The sequence below is a fragment of the Streptomyces sp. NPDC038135 genome, from assembly GCF_055601245.1.
On sequence record NZ_JBVJXS010000009.1, the window covers coordinates 348,278 to 374,202 of the forward strand.

Here is a 25,925-nt window from a genome sequence, read left to right on the forward strand (position 1 = left end):
CTCGGTGTCCCGGCCTGGGACTAGGAGGCGCCCTCGGTGTCCCGGCCCGGGTCCAGACAGCGCCCTCGGTGTCCCGGCCTGAGTCCAGGACACGCCCGCGGCGCCCCGGCCCGGGTCCAGGACACGCCCGCGGCGCCCCGGCCGGGGGCTAGGAGGCGCTCTCGGTGTCCTGGCCGACCGTCACCACGATCTTGCCGCGAGTGCGTCCCTCCTGGTTCAGCCGGTGGGCGTCGGCCGCCCGCTCCAGCGGGAAGGTTTCCTGGACGTGTACGGACAGCACCCCCTGCTCGGCCAGTTCGGACAGCTTGCGCAGGTCCTCGGCGTCGGGCCGGACGAAGTAGTAGCGGCCGCCGAAGCCGGCCACCTCCGGGTCGGCGATCGACACCAGCCGGCCCTCCGGGGCGAGCAGGTTGGCCGAGACCTTCAGGGTGTCGCCGCCGATGGTGTCGAAGACGGCGTCCACGCCGTCGGGGGCGAGTCCGCGTACCCGCTCCGCCAGCCCCTCGCCGTAGGTCACCGGCTCGCCGCCGAGCTCGCGGACGTAGTCGTGGTTGCGCTCGCCGGCCGTGCCGATCACCCGGGCGCCGAGGTGGGCGGCGACCTGGACGGCCAGGGAGCCGACCCCTCCGGCCGCCGCGTGCACCAGCACGGTCTCGCCGCGCTTGACCTCCAGCGCCTTGACCAGGACCTGGTAGGCCGTCAGCCCGGCCAGCGGCAGTCCGGCCGCCTCCTCGAAGGAGAGGTTGCGCGGCTTGCGGGCCAGGGTGCGCACGGGCGCGGCGACGTACTCGGCGAAGGTGCCCCGGGACAGGAAGTCCTCGCGGACGTAGCCGATGACCTCGTCGCCGACGGAGAACTCCGGCGCCGAGGCGCCGGGCCGCACCACCACTCCGCTGACGTCCCAGCCCGGGATCACCGGGAAGACGGCGTCCAGGATCTGGTCCAGGTAGCCCTCGCGGCACTTCCAGTCGACCGGGTTGACGGCGGCCGCGCGGACCTTGACCAGCACCGAGTCGGGGCCGACCTTGGGGTCGTCCGCCTCGCCGTACTCCAGCACCTCGGGCCCGCCGTAGCGGCTGTAACTGATGGCCTTCATGCCCACGACCCTCCGGGGTCCTCGTGCGCCACACGACCGTCGTGCCGGATGCGCACCGTTCGCGTGACTGCGTCTGCGTCGCTCCCACCGGTACCCCGAAGGCGGCCGTCATGACCAGCCGCCGCGCGCGCGGCACGCCGATTATGGTGGCTCCGGTCACGTTCGGGGCCCGGTTCGGCACGCACACTGGACGGCATACCGACCGGTCGGCATCATGAGACGCGTTGCTGTTCGCCCGTTCGTAGGAGTGATGTATGAGCGCCGACCACCCGCCCGGACTCGATCTCGACCGGCTGCGCGCGCTGCTCGACCGTGAGCGGCCCGGCCTGGTGACCGGGCCGCTCACGGGCCGGCTGATCGAGGGCGGACGGTCGAACCTCACCTACGCGCTCTCGGACGGCGCCTCGCGCTGGGTCGTCCGGCGGCCGCCGCTCGGGCACGTGCTGGCCACGGCGCACGACATGAAGCGCGAGCACCGGGTGATCAGCGCCCTGCACCCGACGGACGTGCCGGTCCCCCGGCCCGTGCTGCTGTGCGAGGACGACGAGGTGCTCGGGGCGCCGTTCTACGTCATGGAGTTCGTCGAGGGGACGCCCTACCGCACGGCCCAGCAGCTCGCCCCGCTGGGCGAGGCGCGCACCCGGGACGCCGTGCTCTCGCTCGTCGACACGCTGGTCGGGCTGCACGCCGTGGACCCGGCGGCCGTCGGCCTCGAGGACTTCGGACGCCCGGAGGGCTTTCTGGACCGCCAGCTCCGCCGCTGGGGCAAGCAGCTCGACGCCTCCCGCAACCGTGAGCTGGCCGGCGTCGACGAGCTGCACGCCGCCCTCGGCCGCGCGCTGCCCGCCTCGCCCGCCCCGGCCGTCGTCCACGGCGACTACCGGCTGGACAACGTGCTGATCGGCTCCGACGACACCATCCGGGCGATCCTCGACTGGGAGATGTCGACCCTCGGCGACCCGCTCACCGACCTCGGACTGCTGGTGATGTACAGCACGCCGCTGGGCCTGCCGAAGTCGCCGGTGTCCACGACCGCCGAGGCGCCCGGGCACCCCTCGCCCGCCGAGCTGATCGAGCGGTACGCGGCGCGTTCGGGGCGCGACGTCTCCGCCGTCTCCTGGTACACGGCGTTCGCCTGGTTCAAGCTCGCCGTGATCTTGGAGGGCATCCACTACCGGTACACGCTCGGCCAGACGGTGGGCGGCGGCTTCGACCGGATCGGCGAGCTGGTGCCCGTCTTCATCGACCACGGACTGACCACTCTGCAGGAAGGCTGACCGGACATGGACTTCGCGTTCGACGCGCGCACCGAGGAGCTGCGCGCCAGGCTCCTCGCCTTCATGGACGAGTACGTGTACCCGGCCGAGCCGGTCGCCGAGGAGCAGCGGGCCGCGCTGGCCTCGCCGTGGGACACCCCGGCCGTGGTGGAGGAGCTGAAGGCCGAGGCGCGCAGGCAGGGCCTGTGGAACCTCTTCCTGCCCGACGCCGAACACGGCGCCGGCCTGACCAACCTGCAGTACGCGCCGCTCGCCGAGATCACCGGCCGCTCCCCGCACCTGGCGCCGACCGCGACGAACTGCGCCGCGCCCGACACCGGCAACATGGAGGTGCTGGCGCAGTTCGGCGACGAGCGGCAGAAGAAGCAGTGGCTGGAGCCGCTGCTGGCGGGCGAGATCCGCTCGGCGTTCGCGATGACCGAGCCGGAGGTGGCCTCCTCCGACGCCACCAACATCACCACGCACATCGAGCGCGACGGCGACGAGTACGTCGTCACGGGCCGCAAGTGGTACATCTCCGGGGCGATGAACCCGGACTGCAAGATCTTCATCGTCATGGGCAAGACCGACCCGGACGGCGCCGACATCCGCCGGCAGCAGTCCATGGTGCTGGTCCCGCGCGACACCCCCGGGGTGACCGTCAGGCGCGCGATGCAGGTCTTCGGCTACGAGGACCACTCGCACGGCGGCCACGCCGAGGTGGTCTTCGACCACGCGCGCGTGCCGGTCACCAGCCTGATCGGCGAGGAGGGCGGCGGCTTCGCCATCGCCCAGGCCCGGCTCGGCCCCGGCCGGATCCATCACTGCATGCGGCTGATCGGCATGGCCGAGCGGGCGATCGAGCTGATGTGCCGGCGTGCGGTGTCGCGGACCGCCTTCGGCAAGGCGCTGGCCCAGCAGGGCGTGGTGCAGAACTGGATCGCGGACGCGCGGGTCACCGTCGAGCAGCTGCGGCTGCTGGTGCTGAAGACGGCCTGGCTGATGGACACGGTAGGCAACCGGGGCGCGCACACGGAGATCCAGGCCATCAAGATCGCGACCCCGCGCGCGGTGGTCGGCATCCTGGACCGCGCGATCCAGCTCCACGGCGCCGGCGGCGTGAGCCAGGACTTCCCGCTGGCCGAGCTGTACGCGAGCGCCCGCACGCTGATGCTCGCCGACGGTCCGGACGAGGTGCACCAGCGGTCGCTGGCCCGGCGCGAGCTGAAGAAGTACCTGTAGCGGAGAGCGGACGAGGGGCGGCCGCCCGGGCGGCCGCCCCTCGTCAGCGCCCGGTCACGGGCGCACGCGTCTTCGCCGCCGGTTACGGGCGCAGCGCCCGCAGCAGCAGGTCGGCGAGGTGGTCGGCGACCTGCTGCGGGGTGAGCGGGCCGTCGGGGCGGTACCAGGTCGACAGGTGGTGGACCGAGCCGAAGTGGTAGTCCACGACCAGGTCGGCCGGGGTCGCGGTGGAGAAGACGCCCTCGCGCTGGCCCTCCTCGATGAGCGCGCGGAAGCCCTCGTGGTAGCGCCGGCGCTCGGCGCGCACCTGCTTGTTCTTCTCCGGGCTCAGGTGGTGCATGGAGCGGAAGAAGATCATCGCGTCGTCGAGGTTCTCGATCGTCGTGACGACCACGTCGGCCGCCGCGCCCCTGAGCCGCTTCTCGACCGGCTCGTCCGCGTTCGCGAAGGTGTCGAGGCGCTCCTGCTGGATGCGCAGCACGCGCGCGTACACCTCGTGCAGGAGGTCGTCCTTGGAGCCGAAGTAGTGGTACAGCGCTCCCTTGGTGACGCCGGCCGCCTCCACGATCTCCTGCACCGAGGTGCGGTCGTAACCCTGCTCGGCGAAGAGGCGGGTGGCGGCGTCCAGCAGCCGCTGCGGGACGGGCGTCCCGTCTCCGTCCGTCGTCCTGGGCACTGCCGCCACCCGCCTTCCCGTCGTCACCGACTGTCGTTCCCGCTGCCCTGCGCCCGGGTGCGCAGTTCCCGCCGGAGGATCTTCCCACTCGCCGTCTTGGGCAGGTCGGGCAGGATCTCCACCTGGCGCGGGTATTTGTAGGCGGCCAGTCTCTCCTTGCAGTACACCGCGAGTTCATCCGGGTCCGGGTCGGCGCCCGGGCGCAGGCTGATGTACGCCTTGACGGTCTCGCCGCGGTAGCCGTCCGGGACGCCGACGACGGCCGCCTCCCGCACCGCCGGATGGGTGTACAGGACGTCCTCGACCTCGCGCGGCCAGACCTTGAAGCCGGACGCGTTGATCATGTCCTTCTTGCGGTCGACGACGTAGAGCCAGCCCTGCTCGTCCATGAACCCGATGTCGCCGGTGCGCAGTTCGCCGCCGGGGAAGGTCTCGGCGGTGGCGTCGGGGCGCCGCCAGTAGCCGGGGACGACCTGCGGGCCGCGTACGACGATCTCGCCCTGCTCGCCGAAGGGCAGCTCCTCGCCCAGGTCGTCCACGATCCGTACGACCGTGTCGGGGCCGGGCACGCCCACCGAGAGCGTCCCGGAGACCGGGTCCACGGGCGACTCCAGGCCGGGCGGCACGGAGGCGCAGGGCGCGGTGCACTCGGTGAGGCCGTACCCGGTGCGGATGTACGGCCCGAAGCGCTCGCGGAACCGCTCGACCAGGGCGGGCGGCACGGGGGCGCCGCCGGAGGAGATGTTCGCGAAGGACGAGAAGTGCTCCGGGGTGACGTCCGGGTGCGCGGCGAGGGCCATGAAGGCGGTGGACGGGCCCACCGTGTAGTGCGGGCGGTGCTCGGCGAAGGCCGCCAGCACCACACCGGGCTCGAAGCGGTAGGTGAGCACCAGCGTGCCGGTGCTGTTCAGGCAGGCGCCGAGCTGGCAGACCATGCCGGTGATGTGGAACAGGGGCGCGAGCGCGTAGTACACGGGCGCCTCGGGCAGGGCCAGGCCGGTCCGCTGGCGCTCGGCGTTGTACATGATGTTGCCGTGCGTGTTGGTGGCGCCCTTGGGGGTGCCGCTGGTGCCCGAGGTGTAGCTGATCAGGGCGATGTCGCCGGGGCGCGGGTCGCGGCCCGCCGGGGCCCGGCCGCCCCGGCGGGCGACGGCCACGAGGTCCTCGGCGTCGGGGGCCTGGGGCAGCCGCTCGAAGGTGAGCACGCGCGCGTCGTCGCGGGTCTGGAAGTCGAGTTCGCAGCCGGTGAGCACGATCCGCACCGGCGAGTCGGCGGCCGTGTCCCGCAGGTACGACTCCCAGGCCCGGTCGGAGCAGATCAGCGCGGCGACCTCGCCGTCCCGCAGCACATGGGCCACCTCGGCCGACTTGTACATCGGGTTGACGGGCACGACGGTGGCGCCCGCCTTCCAGGCGCCGAGGACCGCGAGCACGAAGTGCGGGGAGTTCTGCAGCAGTACGGCCACCCGGTCGCCGCGCTCCAGGCCGCGCTCCGCGAGGTGGGCTGCGACCGAGTCGGTCAGGTCGTCGACCTCACGGTAGCCGAGGGAGGCGTCGAAGTAGGCGAGGAAGGTGCGGTCGGGGGCCTCGGCGGCGGCCCGGCGCAGGGCGTGCACCAGGGAGTCGGCGGGGTCGACCGGGCCGCGCTGGGCCTCGTCGAGCAGGGCCAGCCAGGGGCGGGCCGCGTAGCGGGACTCGGTCACCGGGCCTCCTCCCACTTGCGCTGGATGTGGTTCATGCCGGCCAGCCAGCGGTCGGGGCTGGCGGCCCGCGCCTGGTAGTACTCGGCGACCTCGGGGTGCGGCAGGATCAGGAAGCGGTCCTCCTCGATGCCCCGGAACAGGGCGTCCGCGACGTCCTCGGGCTCGATCGCGGTGGGCTGCAGCACCAGGTCGCCAGCGCTGCCGGTGGCCGCCAGCATGTCGGTGCGCACGCCCTGCGGGCAGATGGCGTGCACCTTGACGCCCCGGTGGCGGTAGGTGAGCGAGAGCCACTCGGCGAAGGCCAGCGCGCCGTGCTTGGTGACCGCGTAGGAGGGGGCGCCGATCATGGTGAGCAGCCCGGCGGCCGAGACGGTGGAGACGAACCGGCCGGCGCCGCGCTCCAGCCAGCCGGGCAGCAGCGCCTGGGCCGCGCGGACGTGCGCCATCACGTTGACGTCCCAGGACAGCGCCCAGGCCCGCTCGTCGAGCGGCGCGCCGGCCTCGCCGTCCTCGAAGGCGACGCCGGCGTTGGCGCAGTAGACGTCCACGGTGCCGCCGAGGGCGTCCCGGGCCTCGTCGACGACGGCGGAGGCGTCGCCGGGCACGGCGATCCCGCCGATCTCCGCTGCCACGGACTTGGCCTTGTCGGCGTCCAGGTCGTTGACGACCACGCGGGCGCCCTCGGTGGCGAACCGCCGGGCCAGCGCGGCCCCGATCCCCCCGCCCGCTCCGGTGACGACCACTCCCGCATCCTGCACGGCTTCCACCATCGGTCTCCTTCGACGCGACGCGACTCGGCTCAGCGACGGCCAGACTAACCGGTCGGTATGTGTGAGGGAAGGGCCGCCGGAGCAAACCTAGGCAGGCCCCGGGGGCGCGGGGCCGTATCGATGTGCGGTTCCGCGGCGCGGGCGCGACCCGTCACGCACGGCCCGCACCTCCCCACCCACGGAGGTCTCCTCGTGCACCTGTCCAGACGGAGCGTACTGGCGGCGGCCACGGCCGGCGCGGCCCTCCCGGCGGCGCCGGCCCTGCTGGCGGCGTCCAAGACCACCGCTTCCCTCCCGGCGGCGTCCACGGCCGCCGCCGGGCATCCGCGCACGGGTTTCGAGCGGCTCGCGGCCGACGGATACCGCCTTCTCGACGGCCGGCGCGTCGGCGTCGTCACCAACCCCACCGGCATCACCCGGGACGCCCGGCACATCGTCGACGTGATGCACGCGGACCCCCGGGTGCGGCTGACCGCCGTCTTCGGCCCGGAGCACGGCTTCCGGGGCACCGCCCAGGCCGGCGGCTCCGAGGGCCGCTACGACGACCCGGCGACCGGGCTGCCGGTGTACGACACGTACCTGAAGAGCGGCCGGCCGCTGGCCGACGTGTTCACCGCCTCCGGCGTGGACACGGTGGTCTTCGACATCCAGGACGTCGGCGCCCGGTTCTACACGTACATCTGGACCCTCTACGACTGCATGGAGGCGGCCGCGCTGGCGGGCAAGCGGTTCGTCGTGCTCGACCGGCCCAACCCGGTGACCGGCCGCTCGGCCCAGGGGCCGGTGCTGCACCGGGAGTTCGCCACGTTCGTCGGCCGGCAGCCGATCGCGCAGGCGCACGGGATGACGGTGGCCGAGCTGGCCCGGCTGTTCAACGGGGAGTTCCTGGACGAGCCCGTCCCGCTGGAGACGGTCCTGATGACGGGCTGGGGACGCGACCGGTTCTACGACGCCGCGGGGCTGCCCTGGGTGCCGCCCAGCCCGAACATGCCCACCCCGGACACCGCGCTGGTGTACTCCGGGACCTGCCTGTTCGAGGGCACCAACCTCTCCGAGGGGCGCGGTACGACCCGGCCGTTCGAGCTGCTCGGGGCGGAGGGCGTCGACGGGCGGTGGGCCGCCGAGGCCAACGGGACGGGACTGCCGGGGGTGCGGTTCCGGGAGGCGTACTTCGCGCCCACGTTCTCCAAGTTCCAGGGGAAGACGGTCGGGGGCGTGCAGATCCACGTGCACGACCGGGCCGCCTTCGACCCGGTGCGCACCGGCGTCGCGCTGCTGGTGACCGCCCGGAAGGTATGGGACGGCTTCGCCTGGCGCCCGGACAACTGGATCGACAAGCTCACCGGCTCCACCCGGGTGCGGACGATGATCGACGCGGGCGCGGGCACCGACGAGGTCGTCGGCGCCTGGCAGGACGAGCTGGCGGCGTTCCGGAAGGTCCGTGCGGGATATCTCCTGTACAAGTGAGCCGCCCGCTCTGGCCAACTCCCCCGGGCAGCGGGACGATGCGCCCAGATCGCACCGTTTCGGGGCACGAGGGAGCCTGTCATGGCGGATCCTGGGATGAGCGTGACTCCCTACTGGGAGCTGACCTTCGACGCGGACGGCGACGTGGACGGCGCCGAACGGGACCGGCTGCGGGCGGGGCTCGGGGACGACGGCGTCCGTGACCTGATCGTCTTCGCGCACGGCTGGAACAACGACCGTTCGGGCGCCACGGCGCTGTACCGCGCGTTCTTCGCCCCGTTCCCGGGCCTCGCCCCGAGGGCCCGGATCGGGTACGTCGGCGTCGTCTGGCCGTCGATGCGGTTCAGCGACGAGCCGATCCCGGACCTGCCCCGGTCGGTCGCCGCCGTCGAGGCGCAGGCGGCGCCGGGCCCGGCGCTGGACAAGGACACCCGGCGCGCCCTGCTGGGCGCCTTCCCGGACCGGGCCACCGTGCTCGACCGGCTGGCCCGGCTGCTGGACGAGCGGCCGGTCGGGGACGAGGGGCTCGCGGAGTTCGGGCGGCTGGTGCGGCTGCTCGTCGAGCCGGGACCCGGCGGGCACTCGGCGGCGGACGTCCCGGAGGAGGACGATCCGGCCCTGTTCCGCTGCGATCCGGTGGCCGCCTGCGCGGAACTGGCCGACGCGTCGGCGGGGCTCGGCGCGCCGGAGGGGTTCACGCTGCCGAACCCCTGGGACGGCGCCAAGGAACTCCTGCGCCAGGCCGCGTACTACACCATGAAGCGGCGGGCCGGGACGGTCGGCGAGCACGGGCTGGGTCCGGTCGTCGGGCGGCTGGCGGCCGCGGCGCCGGGCGTGCGGGTGCATCTGGTCGGGCACAGCTTCGGCGGGCGGCTGGTGTCGTTCGCGCTGCGCGGACTGCCCGCCGGGGTGCGCGCGGTGAAGTCCGTGACCCTGCTCCAGGGCGCCTTCTCGCACTACGCGTTCGCCGCCCGGCTGCCACACGACCCGGGCCGCGCGGGGGCGCTCGAGGGCCGGCAGAAGCGGATCGACGGCCCGCTGGTGTGCTGCTACTCGCGCTTCGACTCGGCGCTCGCCACGTTCTACCCGCTGGCGTCGCGCTGCGCGGACGACGACCGCTCGGTCGGCGGCCTCGCGCTCGGCCGGATGCTGGGCGACCGGTGGGGAGCCATGGGCCACGACGGGGTGCAGGGGGTGCCGGGGACCGGCGCCCTGGACCTCGCCGCCGCCCTGCGCGGACCGCTGCCCGGGGCGGGCTGCGTGAACGTCGACGCGGCGGCGGTGGTGCGGCGCGGGGGCGCGCCGAGCGGGGCGCACAGCGACATCCTGCACCCGGAGCTGGCGCGGGTGGTGCTGGCGGCGGGCCGTATCGCCTGACCCGCCGCCAGTCGCCGGGACGTCACCGCGGTGAGGTCACCGCCGGGGCGTCACCGGTGCGAGGTGTACTCCACGACCTGCTGGAAGGTCGGCCGGTTCTGCCAGCTGATCCTCCCGTGCTTGACGCCGCCCAGGGGCCGCTGCGCGATGGAGTCGGCGCACCACTGGTCGCCCGCCGAGCACTGGTCGTCGCCGGGGTAGACCTGGGCGGCGGTCTTTCCGGCGGCCTCCTTCAGGGTGCCGATCAGGACGTCCCGGCAGGCGCCCAGGGCGCCGCCGCCGCAGTACTTCTGCGCCAGGCCGTCCCGCACGGGCTCACCGAGCACCGCCCGGATGTCCTTGTCGACATAGCTCCACCAGCCGTACTGGAAGGAGCTGCCGGCGTGGGATCCGGTCGGACCGTGGCCGGCCGACGGGGCCTCGTCCACGGGCAGGTTGCCGGTGAACGCGGTGTACAGGTCGCTGCCCAGGCCAGGTTCGAACTCGGCCTTCACCAGCAGCGGCCACCAGGCGTCCAGGATCCGGATGGCGTCCGCGTCGGCGTACTTCTTGGAACCGGCCGAGGTCTCGGTGCGCTTCGCGCCCGCGGTCACCCACGCCTGGAGCCTGCTCACCCCCGCGGCGGCCGTGGGGTCGGTCACCGGCGACGATCCGATCACCTTCAGCAGCCTGGGCAGCACGTCCTCGGCGCGCAGGTCGGCGAGGGCCGCGTCCGCCATGGCCTGCACGAGCGCGGTACGGGTCACCCCGCCGGCCGCGACGAGTTTCGCCACCCGGTCGTCGAGCAGGTCGCCGCGGTGCACGGAGCCGTCGCCCCAGGACGCGGTCGTGTAGTCGGCGGCCTGCTTGTTGTTCCAGGAGATGTAGTAGTCCTGGTCGACCGAGTTCGGGTGGGCGGAGGCCGGGGTGTAGTCGGCCGTGTTGGTGGCCGGGTCCCAGTTCCGCCACTCGTAGGCCGGTTCGGCCAGCACCGGGAACTCCGCGTCGACGCCGCTCGCCCGGACCGGGTTGTCGCCGCTGTTGTAGTACGCGGTGTGCTGCGAGTCGGCGTAGAACCAGTTGAAGGTGTAGTTGATGTGCTGGGCCGCGCTCTGGAAGTCCTTCGGGCCCTTGACGTAGCCGGGGTCGTTGAGCATCTGGAAGCCGATGATGGAGTCGGCCTCGTGCAGGTAGGAGGAGCGCAGGGTGGTGTAGGCGACCTTCTTGCCCCCGACGGTCGCGCGGTACTGCACCGGTCCGTACTTCGTGCGCCACACCCGCATCGTGTACGAGCCCGCGGCGGTGCCGTCGGCCACGGTGGGCTTCCAGGCGTTCTTCCGCTCGACCTGCTCCATGGCCGTGCAGGTGCCGCGGTAGAGGTAGTGGTGGTCGTCCTGGCACAGCTCGACGGCGTAGGTGTCGATGATGTCCTGGCCGGAGGTGGTCGCGCTCCAGGAGTAGTCCTGGCCGCGGCCGAGTTCGACGTACATGCTCAGGCCCGCGAAGGAGGCGCCGCGGGCGCTGATGCCGGGCCCCTGGATCTCCTGCAGCAGGAGCAGCTGGGGTGCGAAGTAGCCGGTCTGCGGCCCGAAGACGGCGATGGGACGGCCGCCGGCGGTGTACTTGCCGCTGACCACGAGGGCGTTGGACATGCCGCGGCGGGCGGAGCTCAGGGAGGCCTTCGCCGCCGCGCCGGAGACGCTCTTCGCGCTCGCAGTGGCCGCGCTGCCGGTGCGGTCGTAGACGAGGGGCTCCGCGGTCACCGAGCCGGCGTCGGGCAGCGCCGTGCCCTTGGGGTCGGCGGGCCGGCCCGCGTACGGGAAGCTCGTGCCGTCGTGGACGGTGAGGGCCGCCTCGGCGTCGTTGCGCATCCGGAACGACTCCCAGACCCTGGTGCCTTCGGCCACGCCGTACTTGGACTGGGCGGCGATCAGGGAGAGGGCGTTGTTCACCTCGCCGCCCCCGCCCGAGCCGAACAGCGAGCCGACGACGGAGGCCAGCGCCACCAGGTCGGTGATCTTGAAGTGGTCTATGGTGCCGGCGTTGGTGATGGAGTCCTTGTGGCCGGTCAGGACGTACTCGCCGGGGAAGTAACGGCCGCTGTCCGAGGCGTCGATGTAGGAGTTGATGCCGGCGAGGTAGGCGCTCGCGTCGGCGAGGGCCTGCTGGCCGCGGGCGCCGTTGTGCGCGACGGCGTTGTCGATCTGCGCCTGCAGATCGGCCTCGGTGTACGGCGCGTCGCGGTAGAACTGCTGCTCCAGGCCCTGGTTGGCGGCCGCGCCGCCCGCGAATCCGGTGAGCTGCCCGCGGCCCACGTGCCGGAAGACGTCCATCAGCCACAGCCGGTCCTCGGCGGCCGCGTAGCCCGCGCCGAACTCGGTGCCGTAGCGGGTGGTGCCTGTGATGTGCGGCACACCGGTCTTCTTGTCGCGGACGATGGTCACGTCGCCGCGGCCGGCCGGTTTCTCGGTGGAGGCGACCTGGTCGGAAGGGACGCCGAAGGACGCGTCGTTGAAGAAGGTGTTGATCTTCGCGTCGGTGAGTCCCCGGTATCCGGTCGCGAGGCCGGCGTAGGGGCCGAGCTGGTCCTCGGCGTGTGCGGGCTGGGTGCCGAAGGCCTGGTTGAGCAGGATCTGGGCGAGGGTGGCGTTGCCGTTCTCGCCGGGCGGCAGGATGTCCGAGCACTGGCCGCCGCAGTAGTCGTCCGAGGTCACGGCGGCTTGGGCGGCGGTGGCGTGGGTGAGCGGGGAGAGAAGTCCGGCGACGAGAACGCATATCGACGCCGTCTTCAGGAACCCGGTGAGCCTGCGGGGAGTTCTCAGTTTGTCGAGCAGCACGTTGCGTGGGGCGCGCCATGGCATGGCAGCTCCTCCCGACGGGGGTGGGCCGGACGTTACCGCCGGTATCCCCGAGATTGAAGATGAACATGCGTCAACTTTCGGGGTCACCGGAAGGGCGCCCGGCGGTCAACCCGGGGCGCCTTATGGGAGGGCATCGGAAAACGGATGGAGCCGGATCGCGTGTCGACACGTCTATTCGGCGAGGTCGCGAGGAACCCGTACGACGACGGAGAAGTGACGCAAGAGCGGACGCAGGTGTGACGGAGGTGCATGGCGATGGCCGGATTCCGAAGTCTGGCGAGACAGGTACGAGATCCGCGGTGTGATCTGGCGCTGCGGCGTTACTCGCTGCGCAAGTGCCTGGAGCGGTTCGCCCCTTATGGGCACCGGGCGACCTGGGACCATCTGTGCTCCCGGGCCGGTTTCGGTCCGGAGGACCGGTCCCCCGACCCGGTGCGGCTCGTGGCCGCGCTGGAGGAGCTGGAGGAGGCGCGGGCGGTCTGGCTGGGCTACGAGGCCGAGTTCGCCGAGCGCCGCAAGAAGGAGAAGCACGACGGGCTGCGCCGGCCGGGGACGGTGGACGACTGGCACCGGCTGACCTGGGGCGGGTTCGGCGTCGCCTGGTGCGACGACCCCCGGGTCCATCCCGACGAGCCGCTGGCGGAGGTGCTGCGCCGGCTCATCACCGCGCTGAACCGCGAACCGGGCGCGTGCTGCCCGGTGTGCGACGGGGAGCGGCTGGTGTGGAGGTACGGCCTCGACCACGAGCCGTCGTCCGGACCGGTCTGCGCGGACTGCGGCATCCTGGTGCCCCGGCCCGTGCTCACCCCGCAGGCGCTGGCGTACTCCAGAAGCGAACGCCTGCTGATGTCGGCCTGATCCGCGGGCCGGCCCGGCCGAGGGGGAACGCACCGGGGGTGTGCCGGGGGATGCCGCACCCCCGATGTACCCGGCCGCGGCCGCCTGTCAGTGGCCCCTGGCACCATCGGGGCATGGTGCAGGTATGTCTCAACGGACGCCGGTCGGCCGCCGACGGCGCCTGGGTGCCGTCGTCCCCCGAGGAGTTGGCGCGGTCCGCCGCCGAGGCCGTCGCGGCCGGCGCCACGGAGGTCCACGTCCACCCGAGGACGCCGTGCGGGCACGACAGTCTGTCCGCCCGGGTGCTCGCGCCGGTGCTCGAGGCGATACGGGCGCGGGTGCCGGTGCCGGTCGGGGTGACCACCGGAGCGTGGGCCGAGCCCGACCCGGCCGCGCGGCTCGACCGTGTGCGGGCCTGGTCGGTGCTGCCCGACTTCGCCTCGGTCAACTGGCACGAGCCGGGCGCCGAGGACGTCGCCGCGCGGTTGCTCGCCATGGGCGTCGGCGTCGAGGCGGGCATCTGGTCCGGCACGGACGCCGCCGCCCGGTTCGCGGACTCGCCGCTCGGCCCGAGGGTGCTGCGGGTGCTCGCGGAGGTGACGGACCCCTGCCCGGCGACCGCGGAGGCGACCGCGCGCGCCCTGCTCGCGCGCCTGGGCGCCGCGCGCGGCCGCCCGGTGCTGCTGCACGGCGAGGAGGGCGGGGCCTGGCCGGTGCTGCGGCTGGCCGGGCGGCTGGGCCTCGCCACCCGGATCGGCCTGGAGGACACGCTGTTCCTGCCGGACGGGCAACGCGCGACCTCCAACGCCCAGTTGGTGGCGGAGGGACTGGTCCAGCACGAGTCGCCCCCGCGCTCGCCCTGACGCCGGGCGGCGGTTCGCGGCGGACGCGCGGCCGTGTCGCCCCCGGCCGGCCGCTACGGCCGTTCCGGCAGCAGGCGGGAGCCCGTCAGACGGCTGCCGGAGATGTCGTCCGGGTTGGACAGGACGCAGTTCTCCAACGACAGGCAGCCGCAGCCGATGCAGTCGGTGAGGTGGTCCCTGAGCCGGTTCAACTGGCGGATGCGCTCGTCGAGTTCGGACCGCCACGCCTGCGAGAGGCGGGCCCAGTCCTCACGGGTCGGGGTCCGCTCCTCGGGGAGCCGGGCCAGGGCCTCGCGGATCGTGGCCAGCGGGATGCCGACCCGCTGGGCCGCGCGGACGAAGGCGACCCGGCGCAGGGTGTCGCGGGTGTAGCGGCGCTGGTTGCCGGCGGTGCGGCGACTGGCGATCAGACCCTTGGACTCGTAGAAGTGCAGGGCGGAGACGGCGGCGCCGCTGCGCGCGGCCAACTGGCCGACGGTCAGCTCGTGGACCTTCTCGGGGATCTGGGGCACTCCGCAAACCCTACCGACCCGGCCGGCCCCGCATCCGTTGACATCGCCCCCGCACCCGACCATGCTAAGCAGTTGCTTAGGAATACGAGTGAGAGGCCGGGAACATGGCAGAACCGAGGACCTTCACCTCCCCCGACGAACTGAAGGCCGCCGTGGGCGAGCAGCTCGGCCACACGGACTGGCTGGAGGTCGACCAGAAGCGGATCGACCTGTTCGCGGAGGCGACCGGGGACCACCAGTGGATCCACGTGGACCCGGAGAAGGCCGCCGCTGGGCCGTTCGGGACGACCATCGCGCACGGCTACCTCACCCTCTCCCTGCTGCCGCTCTTCGGCCCGCAGCTGCTCCGGGTCGAGGGCGTGCGGATGGGCGTCAACTACGGGACGAACAAGGTCCGCTTCCCCTCCCCCGTCCCGGTCGGCTCCCGGCTGCGCGCCACCGCGGTCATCACCGGCGTCGAGGACGTCAAGGACGGCATCCAGGTGACCCTCGCCTTCACCGTGGAGCGCGAGGGCGGGCAGAAGCCCGTGTGCGTCGCGGAGTCGGTGTCCCGGTACTACCTCTGAGCCGGGGCGTCCGGTTCGGAGGTACTACCTCTGAGCCGGCGCGTCCGGTTCGGCGCCCACCATGCGCAGCACGAGGTCGGCGTAGAGCGCGCCGACCTCCTCGGGCGTGCGGGGCCCGTCCACGTTGAACCAGCGGGCCACGTCGATGCACAGCGACAGCACCGCGAGCGTGGTGCCCTGCACGTCCGGCACCCGGAACTCGCCCGCGGCGATCCCGTCGTCGATGATGCCGCGCACCTCGGCGTCGACCTGGCGGCGCAGCGCGACGATCTCGGCGCGGGCCGCGGGGCCGAGCGCGTCGAGTTCGTACTGCACGACCCGCGCGGTGGTCCGCCGACCGGCGTGCCAGCGGACGAAGGAGCTGACCGCGTCGGCGAGCCGCTCGGTGGCGGTGCCCTCGCGGCCGGCCGCCGTGCGCAGGATGTCCAGGGCCTTGTCGTGGCCGATCCTGCTGATGCGGTGGAGCAGCTCTTCCTTGGTCTTGTAGTGGATGTAGAGCGCGGCCGGGCTCATACCGGCGCGGCCCGCGATGTCGCGGGTCGTCGTCGCGTGGTAGCCGCGCTCGGCGAAGGCCTCCACGGCGGCGACCAGCAGCCGCCGCGCCGCGTCAGGGGTGACCTGTTCCCACGGCTCGACCTCGCCGCCGGCCGTCTCCTCCGCCGTACTCATCGCTCGTTCGCCCCTCTCGGTGACAGGAGCACCACCATACCGCCGAAGGTGAGCGCTCGCTTAGAGCGGCCGCTCAGCGAGGTGGCGGACACCCGGGACCGCTCGGGGCCGCCCGGGACCGCTCAGAGCTTCTCGAAGGGGTCGTGCTCGGCGAGCAGCTTCTCCAGCCGGGCCTGGTCGACGCGGCTGACGATCTGCCCGGCCTCCTGCCGGTCCCGGATCACCTTGGCGAGGGTGAAGGCCGAGGTGACCAGGTAGAGGACGGCGATGGCCAGGAAGGAACGCACCCAGGCGTCGGCGTCCAGCCGGAGGATGCCGATGGCGGTGGCCGCCATGGCGACCGCGAAGGAGGCGACGGCCTGACCGTAGAAGGCGGCCGTGTTCTGCTGCTTGACCGGTGTTTCGCTCATGGACACGAGCATCGGCGGAGGCGGCTCCCGCCACATCCGCCGGAATACTCAGAACGGCTACTCAGGCCGGCCGGGGCGAACGGCTCAGAAGGCGGAGACCCCGGTGAGCTCCCGCCCGATGAGCAGCTTCTGGATCTGGCTGGTGCCCTCGTAGAGGGTCATCACGCGGGCGTCGCGCAACAGTTTGCCGGCCGGGTACTCGTCGATGTAGCCGTAGCCGCCGAAGACCTGCAGGGCGTTGTTGGCGGCGCGGACGGCCGCCTCGGACGCGAACAGCTTGGCCTTGGAGGACTCGACGGCGAACGGCCGGCCGCGGTCGATCAGGTCGGCGACCCGCCAGGTGAGCAGCCGGGCGGCGTCCACGTCCACGGCGATGTCGCTGATCAGCTCCTGCACGAGCTGGTGCCGGGCGATGGGCTTGCCGAACTGCTCGCGCTCACCGGCGTAGCGCACGGCCGCGTCCAGCGCGGCCTGGGCTATGCCGACGCATCCGGCGGCGACCGACATCCGCCCCTTGGCCAGCGCGGACATGGCGACGGAGAAGCCCTTGCCCTCCTCGCCGACCAGCGCCGAGGCCGGCACCCGCACGTCGTCCAGGACCAGCTCGGCGGTGGCCTGGCCGCGCAGGCCGAGCTTGCCGTGGATGGTGCGGCGGGTCAGGCCGGGGGTGTCCGTCGGCACCAGGAAGGCGGAGACGCCCTTGTGCCCCGGGGCGTCGGTGGACCGGGCGAACAGGAGCACGACGTCGGCCCAGGTGCCGTTGGTGATGAACATCTTGGTGCCGCTCAGGACGAAGTCGTCGCCGTCGCGCACCGCCCGGGTGGAGAGGCTGCCCGCGTCGGAGCCGGTGCCGGGCTCGGTGAGGCCGAAGCAGCCGACGTACTCGCCGGCGGTCAGCCCCGGCAGCCAGCGCCGCTTCTGCTCCTCGCTCCCCCAGGCGGCGATCGACTTGGCCACCAGCCCGAGGGACACCGACACGATCCCGCGCACCGAGGAGTCGCCGCGCCCCAGCTCCTCCGTGACCAGGCAGTACGCGAGGTGGTCGCCACCGGAGCCGCCGTACTCCTCGTCGACGGTGAGCCCCAAAAAGCCGACCTCGCCGAGCTTCTTCACGATGGCCCGGTCGACCTCCTCGGCCCGGTCCCAGGCGACCACATGCGGGGCGATCTCGCGCTCCACGAAGTCCCGGGCGAGCTGCCGTACGGCGGCCTGCTCCTCGCTCAGCTCCAGGTTCACCACGCGATCACCCCACACGGATACGGATCTTGAAAGACGTACATTTAAATTAGCACTGCTAGTTTCCACTCGCAGCCCTACTATGTGCGCCATGGCCCGACCGCGCAAGCCCCTCCTCAGCACCGACCGGATCGTCGAGACGGCCCGGGAACTCGTGGACGCGGAGGGCCTGGCGGCCGTCTCCACCCGGCGGCTCGCCGCCGAACTGGGCGTGAGCGGGCCCTCGCTCTACAACCACTTCCGCACCAAGGACGAGATCCTGGAGGCGGTCGCGGACTCGGTGAGCGGGCAGGTCGACCTGTCGATGTTCGAGGACGGCCGGGACTGGCGGACCGCGCTGCACGACTGGGCCGTCTCCTACCGGACGGCGCTGCGCGACCACCCCAACATCGTCCCGGTGCTCGCCCGCGGGCCCGGCCGCCGCCCCGCCGCGCTCCGGCTGGCCGACGCCGTGTACGGCGCGATGGTCGACGCGGGCTGGCCGCCGGCCCAGGCCACCTCGATCGGCGCGCTGATGCGGTACTTCATCATGGGCTCCGCGCTCGGCTCCTTCGCGGGCGGCTTCGTGGACGACGCGAGCGCCTACGACCCGTCCGACTACCCGCACCTCGGGCAGGCCCACCTGCTCGCCGAGCAGCAGGAGAAGATCGACGAGCGGGCCTTCGAGACCGGGCTGACCGCGCTGCTGGACGGGCTGGCGCAACAGTACGAGGCGGCCCGGCAGAGCGTGTGAGGGCACCCGGACACTTCGGTCCGCGCCGAAGCGTCGGTGCCGCATGCTGGGTGCATGACCGCCAAGGACGTCCGGGCCGCCGGACTCGCCGCGCTCGCCTCGCTCGTCGCCGACGAGACGCGGGCCGCCTGTCTGCTGGCGCTGCTGGACGGACGCGCCTGGACCGCCGGGGAACTGGCCCGGCACGCCGGGGTGGCCCCGTCCACGCTCAGCGAGCACCTGGGCAAGCTGGTCGCCGGCGGGTTGCTGGCCGAGGAGCGGCAGGGCCGGCACCGGTACGTGCGGCTGGCCGACGCGCGGGTGGCCCAGCTCCTGGAGGACCTGACCGTCCAGGTGGCGCCCGACGACGCCGCACGCCCGCGCACCCTGCGGGCGTCGAGCGCGGGCTCGGCGATGGCCCGGGGCCGCACCTGCTACGACCACCTCGCCGGACGGCTGGGCATCGCGGTCACGGACGCGCTCACCGAGCGGGGGCTGCTGCGCCAGGACACCGGGTTCGCGCTGACGGACGCGGGACTGCGGTGGTACGGCACGGCGGGCATCGCCCTCGACCGGTCGGCCCGGCGCCCGCTGGCCCGGGCGTGCCTGGACTGGACCGAGCGGCGGCCCCATCTCGCGGGCACGGCGGGCGCCGCGCTGTGCCGCCACGCGCTGGAGGCGGGCTGGTGCGAGCGGATCGGGTCCGAGCGGGCGGTGCGGGTGACTCCGTCGGGGGCGCGGGCGCTGTACGAACTGCTGGGCATCGAGCGGGAGGCGCTGTGCTGAGAACGGGGGTGCGGGGCGTGCCGGTGGCCCGGTGCGGGTCCGCTCCGGCCGGCAGCGCCGTTCCACGCAACCCTCGGATCCTCCCCGGCGCCCCCGCCGCAGGGCGCCGTCGCTTTTCCGCCAGCCGGCCTCACACCGTCCCGCCTAGCCTCAGGAGCATGATGAGCAACGCCCCGCGTCACCCCCTGCTGCCCGCCGCGGCCGCCGTGTTCACCGTCGTGCTCTGGGCCTCCGCCTTCGTGGCGATCCGCAGTGCCGGCGACGCCTACTCGCCGGGTGCGCTGGCGCTCGGGCGGCTGCTGGCCGGAGCGCTCACGCTGGGCGTCCTGTGCGTCGTACGACGGGAGGGGCTGCCACCGAGAGCGGCCTGGCGCGGCATAGCCCTCTCCGGGGTGCTCTGGTTCGGGTTCTACATGGTCGCCCTCAACTGGGGCGAGCAGCGGGTGGACGCCGGCACCGCCGCCCTCGTCGTGAACGTCGGCCCGCTGCTGATCGCCCTGCTCGGGTCCCGGCTGCTGGGCGACCCCATGCCGCCGAGGCTGCTGGCGGGGATGGCGGTGTCCTTCGCCGGCGCCGTGACCGTGGGCCTTTCGATGTCGTCCGGGGGCGGCGGGGCCTCGCTGCTCGGGGTGGTGGCGTGTCTGCTGGCGGCGATGGCGTACGCCGCCGGGGTCGTGTCGCAGAAGCCCGCCCTCGGGCAGGCGAGCGCCCTGCAGGTGACGACGTTCGGATGTCTCGTCGGCGCGGTGGTGTGCCTGCCGTTCGCCGGACAGCTCGTGAGCGAGGCGGCCCACGCGCCCGTGTCGGCGACCCTGGACATGGTCTACCTGGGCGTCTTCCCGACCGCGCTGGCCTTCACGACCTGGGCCTACGCCCTCGCCCGCACCACCGCCAGCCGGATGGGCGCGACCACGTACGCCGTGCCGGCGCTGGTCGTGCTGATGTCGTGGCTGGTGCTCGGCGAGGTGCCGGGGGCGCTGACCCTGGTGGGCGGGGTGCTGTGCCTGGCAGGTGTCGCGGTGTCGCGGTCCAGGTCGGCCGGACGCTCGCGCCGGGTCGCGGCCGGGGAGCCGCGACCCGAGAAGGTGCGCTGAACCGGGCGGGCGCCGGCCGCCGGGTCGTGTCCGCGACGTCGCGTCGTTCGCCCATAGGGCGGGCGTCGCGGCGTCCGGTGCGTGCTCTGGCACTCCCCCGGCCGAAGGACGGGGGAGTGCCAGCCTGGCCTAGAACACCACCAGCGCGCGGCCGCCCTTGCCCGCGAGCATGTTCTCGAACGCCGCCGGGATGCCCTCCAGGGCGATCCGCTCGGTGACCAGCACCGAGAGGTCGAGCCGGCCCTCCCGTACGTGCTCGGCGAGGACGGGCACGTCGCGGGCCGGGTCGGTGTTGCCGTAGACGCAGCCGGACAGGGTGCGGCCCCAGTGGAAGATCTCCAGGGCGTTGAAGGTGACCTCCTGGTCCTTGCCGCCGATACCGACGACGGTCGTCCGGCCGCCGCGGCGGGTGGAGTCCCAGGCGGCGCGGATGCTGACCGCGCGGCCCACGCACTCCACGGCGACGTCGACGCCCTGCTTGCCGGTGAGGGCGCGGATCTCGCGCGCGGTGGCGTCGGAGGCGAGGACGTAGTCGGTGGCGCCGGCCGCGCGGGCCAGTTCCTCCTTCTCCGGCGAGACGTCCACGGCGATGATCCGGGAGGCGCCCGCGATACGGGCCGCCTGGAGCGTGGCGAGACCGACGCCGCCGGCGCCGAACACCGCCACCGTCTCGCCGTCGCGGACCCGTGCCGAGTGGTGGACGGCGCCGTAGCCGGTGAGGACGGCGCAGCCCAGCAGGGCGGCGTCGGTGAGCGGGACGCCGTCGGGCAGCGGCAGCACGCAGGACGCGGCGACCACCGTCTCCTCGGCGAACGCGGCGACGTTCAGGCCGGGGTGGAGTTCGGTGCCGTCGCTCGTGCGGGCGTGCACGCCCGCCGCGCCGGACAGGGCGTTGGCGCACAGCCAGACCTCGCCGAGCGCGCAGGCGTGACAGGCGCCGCAGGCCGGCGCCCAGTTGAGGACGACGAGGTCGCCCGGTGCGACATGGGTGACGCCCTCCCCCACGGACACCACGGTGCCGGCGCCCTCGTGGCCGAGGACCGCCGGGACCGGCACCCGCATGGTCCCGTTGGACAGGGACAGGTCGGAGTGGCAGACGCCCGCGGCGGCGAGGCGGACGCGGACCTGCCCGGGGCCCGGGTCGGGCAGTTCGATGCCGGTGATCTCCAGGGGTGCGCCGATGGCGGGCAGGACGGCGGCTCGTACGGCCATGGCTCGCTGGCTCCTCAGAACTGCAGGGACTTGGTCTGGAGGTACTCGGCCAGTCCGTGGCTGCCGAGTTCCCGGCCCACCCCGGACTGCTTGTAGCCGCCGAACGGGGCGAGCGGGTTGAACCGGCCGCCGTTGATGTCGACCTGGCCGGTGTCCATGCGGCGGGCGAAGGCCACCGCCTCGGACTCCTCCCCGGCCCAGACGGCGCCCGCGAGCCCGTACACGGTGCCGTTGGCGATGCGCAGGGCGTCCTCCTCGTCCTCGTAGCGCAGGACGGACAGCACCGGGCCGAAGATCTCCTCCTGGGCGACGGTCATCTCCGGGGTGACGTCGGCGAGGACCGTCGGGCTGACGAAGTAGCCCCGCTCGCGCGGTGCTTCGGGGCCGCCCGCGACCAGGCGGGCGCCCTCGGCGACGCCCTTCTCGATGTAACCGAGCACGCGGGCCTGCTGCTTGGCGTTGACGACCGGGCCGATGCGGTCGCCGTACTTGGCGGCGGCGGCCGCGGCCAGCTCGACGGCCTCGTCGTAACGGTCGCGGTGGACCAGCATCCGGGTCCAGGCGCTGCACGTCTGGCCGGAGTTGGACATCACGTTGGCGACGCCCACGCCCACCGCCCGGGCGAGGTCGGCGCTCGGCAGGATGACGTTGGCTGACTTGCCGCCCAGCTCCAGCGCCACCCGCTTCACGGCGGCGCCGGCCACCGCGCCGATCCGCCGGCCGACCGCCGTGGAGCCGGTGAAGGAGACCAGGTCGACGTCCGGGTGCTCGGCGAGGGCCTGCCCGGCGACCGGGCCGAGGCCGGTGACGAGGTTGAACACCCCGGCCGGGACGCCGGCCTCGTGGACGGCCTCGGCGAAGAGCTGGGCGGTGAGCGGGGTGTCCTCGGCGGGCTTGAGGACGACCGTGCAGCCGGCGGCCAGCGCGGGGGCGACCTTGGCGACGATCTGGTGCAGCGGGTAGTTCCAGGGGGTGATCGCGCCGACCACGCCGACCGGCTCGTGCAGCACGGTGGAGTTGCCGACCTTCTCCTCGAAGGAGTGGGTCGCGGCCAGCTCGGCGTAGGAGCCCGCGACCGCGATCGGCACGCTCGCGTGCACGGCCTGCGAGAACTGCAGGGGCGAGCCCAGCTCGGCGGTGACCGTCTCGGCGATCTCGTCCTTGCGGGCGACCAGGACGTCGCGCAGGGCGGTCAGGCGCGCGGCGCGCTCGGCGGGGGGCGTGGCCGCCCAGGCCGGGAAGGCCGCGCGGGCGGCGCGTACGGCGGTGTCGACGTCCTGCGCGTCACCGGCCGGGACCCGGCCGACGACCTGCTCGTCGGCCGGGTTCACGACCTCGATCACGTCCCGGCCGGCGGCGGGGCGCCAGGCGCCGTCGATGTACAGGCCGTCATGTGCCTTCATGCTGGTTCCTCCCGGCGGGTCTCCGTCGTCCGTCACACAAACTAGCGGCGATAGTTTTCGTGCGCCAGACTCGCCCGGGCGCCGGCGGTCCCCGGTACCCGGACGTACCGGGACATCATCGCCGGATCGGCGGCGGCTCACTCCTCCAGGTCGGGCAGCCTGGCCGGCGCCGGGCAGATGCGGTCGCCGTGCTGGTCGAAGACGAAGAGGTGGGCGAGGTCGACGAGCAGGGGCACCTGCATGCCGTGGCGCAGCCGGATGTCGGGGGTGGTGCGGACCACCAGGTCGCCGGGGAGCCGGCCCTCCGGCGGCGCGGGCTCGGGCACGGTCTCCCGGGGCTGCTCCAGCACCACCACGGGGCCGGCCCGCAGCGACCCGGCCCGCTCCCGCAGCCGGTCCAGCACGCCCGCCCCGTCCCGGCGGCGCCTGCGGGCGGCCCGGGCGGCCGGGCGCGGGGCCTCCAGCTCGGGCACCAGGGCGGGGCGCGAACCGGTGTTGAAGTGCACGAGGGTCTCGTGCCCCTGGAACTCCATGTGCTCCACCAGCCCGGTCAGCGGCACCTCGCCGGGCCGGGCGGCGCTGTGCTTGGCGATGCGCACCGCCTCCGAGCGCAGCCCGACGATGATCTCGCGGCCCTGCTGGACGCGGAGCAACTGGTGGTCGAGGGAGAGGGGTTCGGGCAGGCGCAGGTACTGCTTGCCGAGGCTGATGGTCATGGCGCCGTCGAGCGGGGCGCGGACCAGGCCGCGCAGCAGGTTGATGCGCGGGGTGCCGATGAAGGCGGCGACGAAGACGTTGCGGGGCAGCGCGTAGACCTCGCGCGGGGTGCCGACCTGCTGGAGCACGCCGCCGCGCAGCACGGCGACCCGGTCGCCGAGGGACATGGCCTCGGACTGGTCGTGCGTGACGTACACCGTGGTGACGCCCAGCTCGCGGGTGAGCTGGGATATCTCGGCCCGCAGGTGGTTGCGGAGCTTGGCGTCGAGGTTGGACAGCGGCTCGTCCATCAGGAACGCTGAGGGGTGGCGGGCGATGGCCCGGCCCATGGCGACGCGCTGGCGTTCGCCGCCGGAGAGCTGGCCGGGGAACCGGTCGAGCAGGTCCTCGATGCCGAGCATGCGGGCGGTCGCGTCCACGCGCGGGGCCGGGTCGGCGGCGGGGGCCTCGATGCGCAGCGGGAAGCCGATGTTGTCGCGGCTGGTCATGCTCGGGTAGAGGGCGAAGTTCTGGAAGACCATGGCGATGTCCCGCTCGGCGGGCAGCCAGTCGTTGGCGTGCTCGCCGTCGAGGAACAGCGCGCCGTCGTCGATCTCCTCGAGGCCGGCGATCATGCGCAGCACGGTGGACTTGCCGCAGCCGGAGGGGCCGAGCAGGACCAGGAACTCGCCGGGCGCGATGTCCAGCGAGACCCGGTCGACCACCCGGGGGCCCCGGGCGTACGACTTGCTCACGTCGTGCAGAGAGATGGCGCGTGTCATGGGTGCTGCCCCCGGGGGCTGTGCGGAGCGCCGCTGCTCCTTGGGTCCGGGGTCCCGTGCGGACGTACGGGACCCAGGGGCATGCCGTCGCGTTCCCGCCGCGCGGCCGGCGGGAAGGGGACGACAGGCCCCACGAGTCACGGAAGTTAACGGAATGTGCCCGGTCGCGGAAGAGTGGTGACGATGTCCGGGAACACGCCCCAGGCGGGGGCGGGAAACGGAGGGGCGGGTTCGGGCTCCGGACCGCCCGGTACGGGGCGCGGGAGGCGGCGCCCGGGGCGGGTCAGCCGGTCGCGGTGAGGTGGGCGAAGACCACCACGTTGCTCGTGTAGCCGGTGCGCCGGCTGTACAGGCCGCCGCAGGTGAGCACGCGCAACTCCGGGCGCTTGGCGGGGCCGTAGACCTCCTCGTCGGGGAAGCCGGCCTTGTCGTACACCTTCACCCGGTCCACGCTGTAGACGGCGGTACGGCCGTCCGCGCGCCTGACCTCGATCGGCTTGCCGGGCTCGACCTGGGCGAGGGCCGCGAAGACGGCGGCGCCGGTCAGGGTGTCGCGGTGGCCGACGGCGACGGCGGTGCCGGTCTGTCCCGGCGTGGGGCCGCCCTGGTACCAGCCGACCTCCTTCGGGCGGTCCAGCGGAGGTGTCGACAACTGATGGTCGCGGTCCAGTCGCAGACCCATGACCGGGGCGTCGATGCCGAGGGACGGGATGCGGAAGTCCGTCGGCCGGGACCGGGTGGCCAGGGGGCGGGGCGGGGGCGCCTGGTCACCGGACTCCCCCTGCCGTCCGTCGCCGCCGGACCGGCCGCCCGCCTGGGCCGGTCCGTCCGGTCCGCCGCACCTGACCCCCACCGTCACCAGGACGGCCGCGAGCAGGGCCGTCCTGACGAGGCGGTAGGCGCGGGTCCTGTACCACGGCCTGGGTCGGCGCCTACGCGGCGCCATGGGGCCGCCGGCGGATCAGCCGGATGTACACGGCGCCGCTGACCGCGACCAGTCCGACGGCCGCGGCGGCCGCGACCGGCGAGAACGCGCCCGTGGTGTCGACGAGGCCGCCGCCGCCCGCGTGCACACCGCCCTTGGGGCCGCCGTCGTTGTGGTCGCCGCCGCCCGAGCCCCAGGCCGAGTCGCCCTGCTGGTCGTGGTTCTGCTGGTCGTGGTTCTGCTGGTGGTCCTCGATCTGGCCACCGGGACCCTGCTGCCCCTCCACCCTGCCGTCACGGCAGTTGACGCGGAAGACCTTCTCCTTCAGGGCCGTGGGCGTCCCGACGGTCCAGCTGATCTTGTACTGCCCGTCCGCGAGGCCCAGCGGGTCGGTGTGGCCGGCGCCGCCGGCGAGCTGGATGGTGCCCGTCACCATGGCGGCCGTGGGCAGCGGGGGCTGGGGCGTGATGGTGTACGTGATGACGGGCAGCGAGTCGAAGTTGACGGCCTCGAGGAAGAACTTGCAGACCACCGGGTCGTCCTTCGCCGAGCCGATGAACGACGGCGGATTGGTGGAACGCGCGTTGTGGATCCTGATGTCGCCGTTCTCCCCCTGGGCCACCGCGCCCGGGGCCGCCACCCACGACGCGCCCGCCGCGGCGAGCGTGGTCAGGAGGACGGTGGCACCCGCGCGGGAGAAGGTCCGTGGAAGTGTCAGGGTGGGCATGCAAGCTCCTCCGAGTTAGACGATTTTCATACAAATCGCTCTTCTCTGGACTCTCACGCATGCGCTCC

General features: G+C 73.4%; 24 protein-coding genes. 10 read left to right on the forward strand and 14 right to left on the reverse strand.

Annotation, left to right across the window (positions count from 1 at the left end):
- Positions 1-148: 148 nt before the first annotated feature.
- The gene (locus tag ACZ7JA_RS26710) at positions 149-1,096 is read right to left on the reverse strand and encodes an NADP-dependent oxidoreductase (protein ID WP_470810782.1); all 948 of its coding nucleotides are present in this window, start codon (positions 1,094-1,096) and stop codon (positions 149-151) included.
- A 254-nt stretch (positions 1,097-1,350) separates the two neighbouring features.
- On the opposite strand from ACZ7JA_RS26710, the gene ACZ7JA_RS26715 reads away from it, so the two are divergent.
- Positions 1,351-2,373: a phosphotransferase family protein gene (locus tag ACZ7JA_RS26715; RefSeq protein ID WP_389304650.1), complete on the forward strand. Its 1,023-nt coding sequence runs from the start codon at positions 1,351-1,353 to the stop codon at positions 2,371-2,373.
- Between the two features lie 6 nt (positions 2,374-2,379).
- The gene (locus tag ACZ7JA_RS26720; protein WP_351671126.1) at positions 2,380-3,594 is read left to right on the forward strand and encodes an acyl-CoA dehydrogenase family protein; all 1,215 of its coding nucleotides are present in this window, start codon (positions 2,380-2,382) and stop codon (positions 3,592-3,594) included.
- A gap of 82 nt (positions 3,595-3,676) precedes the next feature.
- On the opposite strand, the gene ACZ7JA_RS26725 is transcribed toward ACZ7JA_RS26720, so the two are convergent.
- Genes ACZ7JA_RS26725 through ACZ7JA_RS26735 form a run of 3 tightly spaced genes read right to left on the reverse strand, consistent with a single transcriptional unit; the run spans position 3,677 to position 6,743 of the window.
- Positions 3,677-4,270: a TetR/AcrR family transcriptional regulator gene (locus ACZ7JA_RS26725; RefSeq protein ID WP_199209961.1), complete on the reverse strand. Its 594-nt coding sequence runs from the start codon at positions 4,268-4,270 to the stop codon at positions 3,677-3,679.
- A 23-nt stretch (positions 4,271-4,293) separates the two neighbouring features.
- Positions 4,294-5,973: a class I adenylate-forming enzyme family protein gene (locus ACZ7JA_RS26730; RefSeq protein WP_351671124.1), complete on the reverse strand. Its 1,680-nt coding sequence runs from the start codon at positions 5,971-5,973 to the stop codon at positions 4,294-4,296.
- Positions 5,970-6,743, reverse strand: a complete 774-nt coding sequence (locus ACZ7JA_RS26735) for an SDR family oxidoreductase (RefSeq protein WP_470810785.1) — start codon at positions 6,741-6,743, stop codon at positions 5,970-5,972. The genes ACZ7JA_RS26730 and ACZ7JA_RS26735 overlap by 4 nt, the downstream gene beginning before the upstream one ends.
- A gap of 192 nt (positions 6,744-6,935) precedes the next feature.
- Between ACZ7JA_RS26735 and ACZ7JA_RS26740 the strand changes: the two genes are divergently transcribed.
- Both ACZ7JA_RS26740 and ACZ7JA_RS26745 read left to right on the forward strand, forming a co-directional pair.
- Entirely contained in the window at positions 6,936-8,210 is a 1,275-nt protein-coding gene (locus ACZ7JA_RS26740; protein ID WP_470810787.1) for an exo-beta-N-acetylmuramidase NamZ family protein, read from the forward strand.
- Positions 8,211-8,291: 81 nt separating this feature from the next.
- Positions 8,292-9,587 carry a serine-threonine protein kinase gene (locus tag ACZ7JA_RS26745; RefSeq protein WP_470810789.1) on the forward strand — a complete coding sequence of 432 codons (1,296 nt, stop codon included), beginning with the start codon at positions 8,292-8,294 and terminating at the stop codon, positions 9,585-9,587.
- Between the two features lie 50 nt (positions 9,588-9,637).
- Here ACZ7JA_RS26745 and ACZ7JA_RS26750 read toward each other — a convergent pair whose 3' ends face one another.
- On the reverse strand, positions 9,638-12,427 hold the full coding sequence (locus tag ACZ7JA_RS26750; RefSeq protein WP_470810791.1) for a penicillin acylase family protein: 2,790 nt from the start codon (positions 12,425-12,427) through the stop codon (positions 9,638-9,640).
- A gap of 255 nt (positions 12,428-12,682) precedes the next feature.
- Here ACZ7JA_RS26750 and ACZ7JA_RS26755 point away from each other — a divergent pair, with 255 nt between their 5' ends.
- Both ACZ7JA_RS26755 and ACZ7JA_RS26760 read left to right on the forward strand, forming a co-directional pair.
- Positions 12,683-13,285 carry a hypothetical protein gene (locus tag ACZ7JA_RS26755; protein ID WP_351671114.1) on the forward strand — a complete coding sequence of 201 codons (603 nt, stop codon included), beginning with the start codon at positions 12,683-12,685 and terminating at the stop codon, positions 13,283-13,285.
- Positions 13,286-13,398: 113 nt separating this feature from the next.
- A complete protein-coding gene (locus ACZ7JA_RS26760; protein WP_470810794.1) occupies positions 13,399-14,127 on the forward strand; it encodes a 3-keto-5-aminohexanoate cleavage protein in 729 nt (242 codons plus the stop codon).
- Between the two features lie 53 nt (positions 14,128-14,180).
- Here ACZ7JA_RS26760 and soxR read toward each other — a convergent pair whose 3' ends face one another.
- Entirely contained in the window at positions 14,181-14,639 is a 459-nt protein-coding gene (soxR, locus tag ACZ7JA_RS26765) for a redox-sensitive transcriptional activator SoxR (protein WP_351671110.1), read from the reverse strand.
- Positions 14,640-14,743: 104 nt separating this feature from the next.
- On the opposite strand from soxR, the gene ACZ7JA_RS26770 reads away from it, so the two are divergent.
- Positions 14,744-15,205 carry a MaoC family dehydratase gene (locus ACZ7JA_RS26770; RefSeq protein WP_351671108.1) on the forward strand — a complete coding sequence of 154 codons (462 nt, stop codon included), beginning with the start codon at positions 14,744-14,746 and terminating at the stop codon, positions 15,203-15,205.
- A 24-nt stretch (positions 15,206-15,229) separates the two neighbouring features.
- On the opposite strand, the gene ACZ7JA_RS26775 is transcribed toward ACZ7JA_RS26770, so the two are convergent.
- The 3 genes from ACZ7JA_RS26775 to ACZ7JA_RS26785 all read right to left on the reverse strand — a co-directional run bounded on the left by ACZ7JA_RS26775 (position 15,230) and on the right by ACZ7JA_RS26785 (position 17,520).
- The gene (locus ACZ7JA_RS26775; protein ID WP_351671106.1) at positions 15,230-15,874 is read right to left on the reverse strand and encodes a TetR/AcrR family transcriptional regulator; all 645 of its coding nucleotides are present in this window, start codon (positions 15,872-15,874) and stop codon (positions 15,230-15,232) included.
- 122 nt (positions 15,875-15,996) lie between these two features.
- The gene (locus ACZ7JA_RS26780; RefSeq protein WP_351671104.1) at positions 15,997-16,284 is read right to left on the reverse strand and encodes a YiaA/YiaB family inner membrane protein; all 288 of its coding nucleotides are present in this window, start codon (positions 16,282-16,284) and stop codon (positions 15,997-15,999) included.
- 84 nt (positions 16,285-16,368) lie between these two features.
- Positions 16,369-17,520, reverse strand: a complete 1,152-nt coding sequence (locus tag ACZ7JA_RS26785; RefSeq protein ID WP_389304815.1) for an acyl-CoA dehydrogenase family protein — start codon at positions 17,518-17,520, stop codon at positions 16,369-16,371.
- A 91-nt stretch (positions 17,521-17,611) separates the two neighbouring features.
- Between ACZ7JA_RS26785 and ACZ7JA_RS26790 the strand changes: the two genes are divergently transcribed.
- The 3 genes from ACZ7JA_RS26790 (at position 17,612) to ACZ7JA_RS26800 (ending at position 20,112) form a co-directional block, all read left to right on the forward strand.
- A complete protein-coding gene (locus ACZ7JA_RS26790) occupies positions 17,612-18,253 on the forward strand; it encodes a TetR/AcrR family transcriptional regulator (protein ID WP_389304637.1) in 642 nt (213 codons plus the stop codon).
- Between the two features lie 54 nt (positions 18,254-18,307).
- Positions 18,308-19,018, forward strand: coding sequence for an ArsR/SmtB family transcription factor (locus ACZ7JA_RS26795; protein WP_403683210.1), 711 nt, complete (start codon positions 18,308-18,310; stop codon positions 19,016-19,018).
- Positions 19,019-19,176: 158 nt separating this feature from the next.
- The gene (locus ACZ7JA_RS26800) at positions 19,177-20,112 is read left to right on the forward strand and encodes a DMT family transporter (protein ID WP_351671098.1); all 936 of its coding nucleotides are present in this window, start codon (positions 19,177-19,179) and stop codon (positions 20,110-20,112) included.
- Between the two features lie 129 nt (positions 20,113-20,241).
- Here the strand turns inward: ACZ7JA_RS26800 and ACZ7JA_RS26805 are convergent, their stop codons facing one another.
- From ACZ7JA_RS26805 to ACZ7JA_RS26825, 5 genes are all read right to left on the reverse strand, one after another.
- A complete protein-coding gene (locus ACZ7JA_RS26805; RefSeq protein ID WP_470810798.1) occupies positions 20,242-21,324 on the reverse strand; it encodes a Zn-dependent alcohol dehydrogenase in 1,083 nt (360 codons plus the stop codon).
- Between the two features lie 14 nt (positions 21,325-21,338).
- On the reverse strand, positions 21,339-22,727 hold the full coding sequence (locus ACZ7JA_RS26810) for an aldehyde dehydrogenase family protein (protein ID WP_351671094.1): 1,389 nt from the start codon (positions 22,725-22,727) through the stop codon (positions 21,339-21,341).
- A 137-nt stretch (positions 22,728-22,864) separates the two neighbouring features.
- The gene (locus tag ACZ7JA_RS26815) at positions 22,865-24,205 is read right to left on the reverse strand and encodes an ABC transporter ATP-binding protein (RefSeq protein WP_389448600.1); all 1,341 of its coding nucleotides are present in this window, start codon (positions 24,203-24,205) and stop codon (positions 22,865-22,867) included.
- Between the two features lie 283 nt (positions 24,206-24,488).
- On the reverse strand, positions 24,489-25,151 hold the full coding sequence (locus ACZ7JA_RS26820; protein WP_351671090.1) for a class F sortase: 663 nt from the start codon (positions 25,149-25,151) through the stop codon (positions 24,489-24,491).
- Positions 25,138-25,857 carry a hypothetical protein gene (locus ACZ7JA_RS26825; RefSeq protein ID WP_351671088.1) on the reverse strand — a complete coding sequence of 240 codons (720 nt, stop codon included), beginning with the start codon at positions 25,855-25,857 and terminating at the stop codon, positions 25,138-25,140. Before ACZ7JA_RS26825 ends, ACZ7JA_RS26820 begins: the two co-directional genes overlap by 14 nt.
- Positions 25,858-25,925 lie beyond the last annotated feature (68 nt).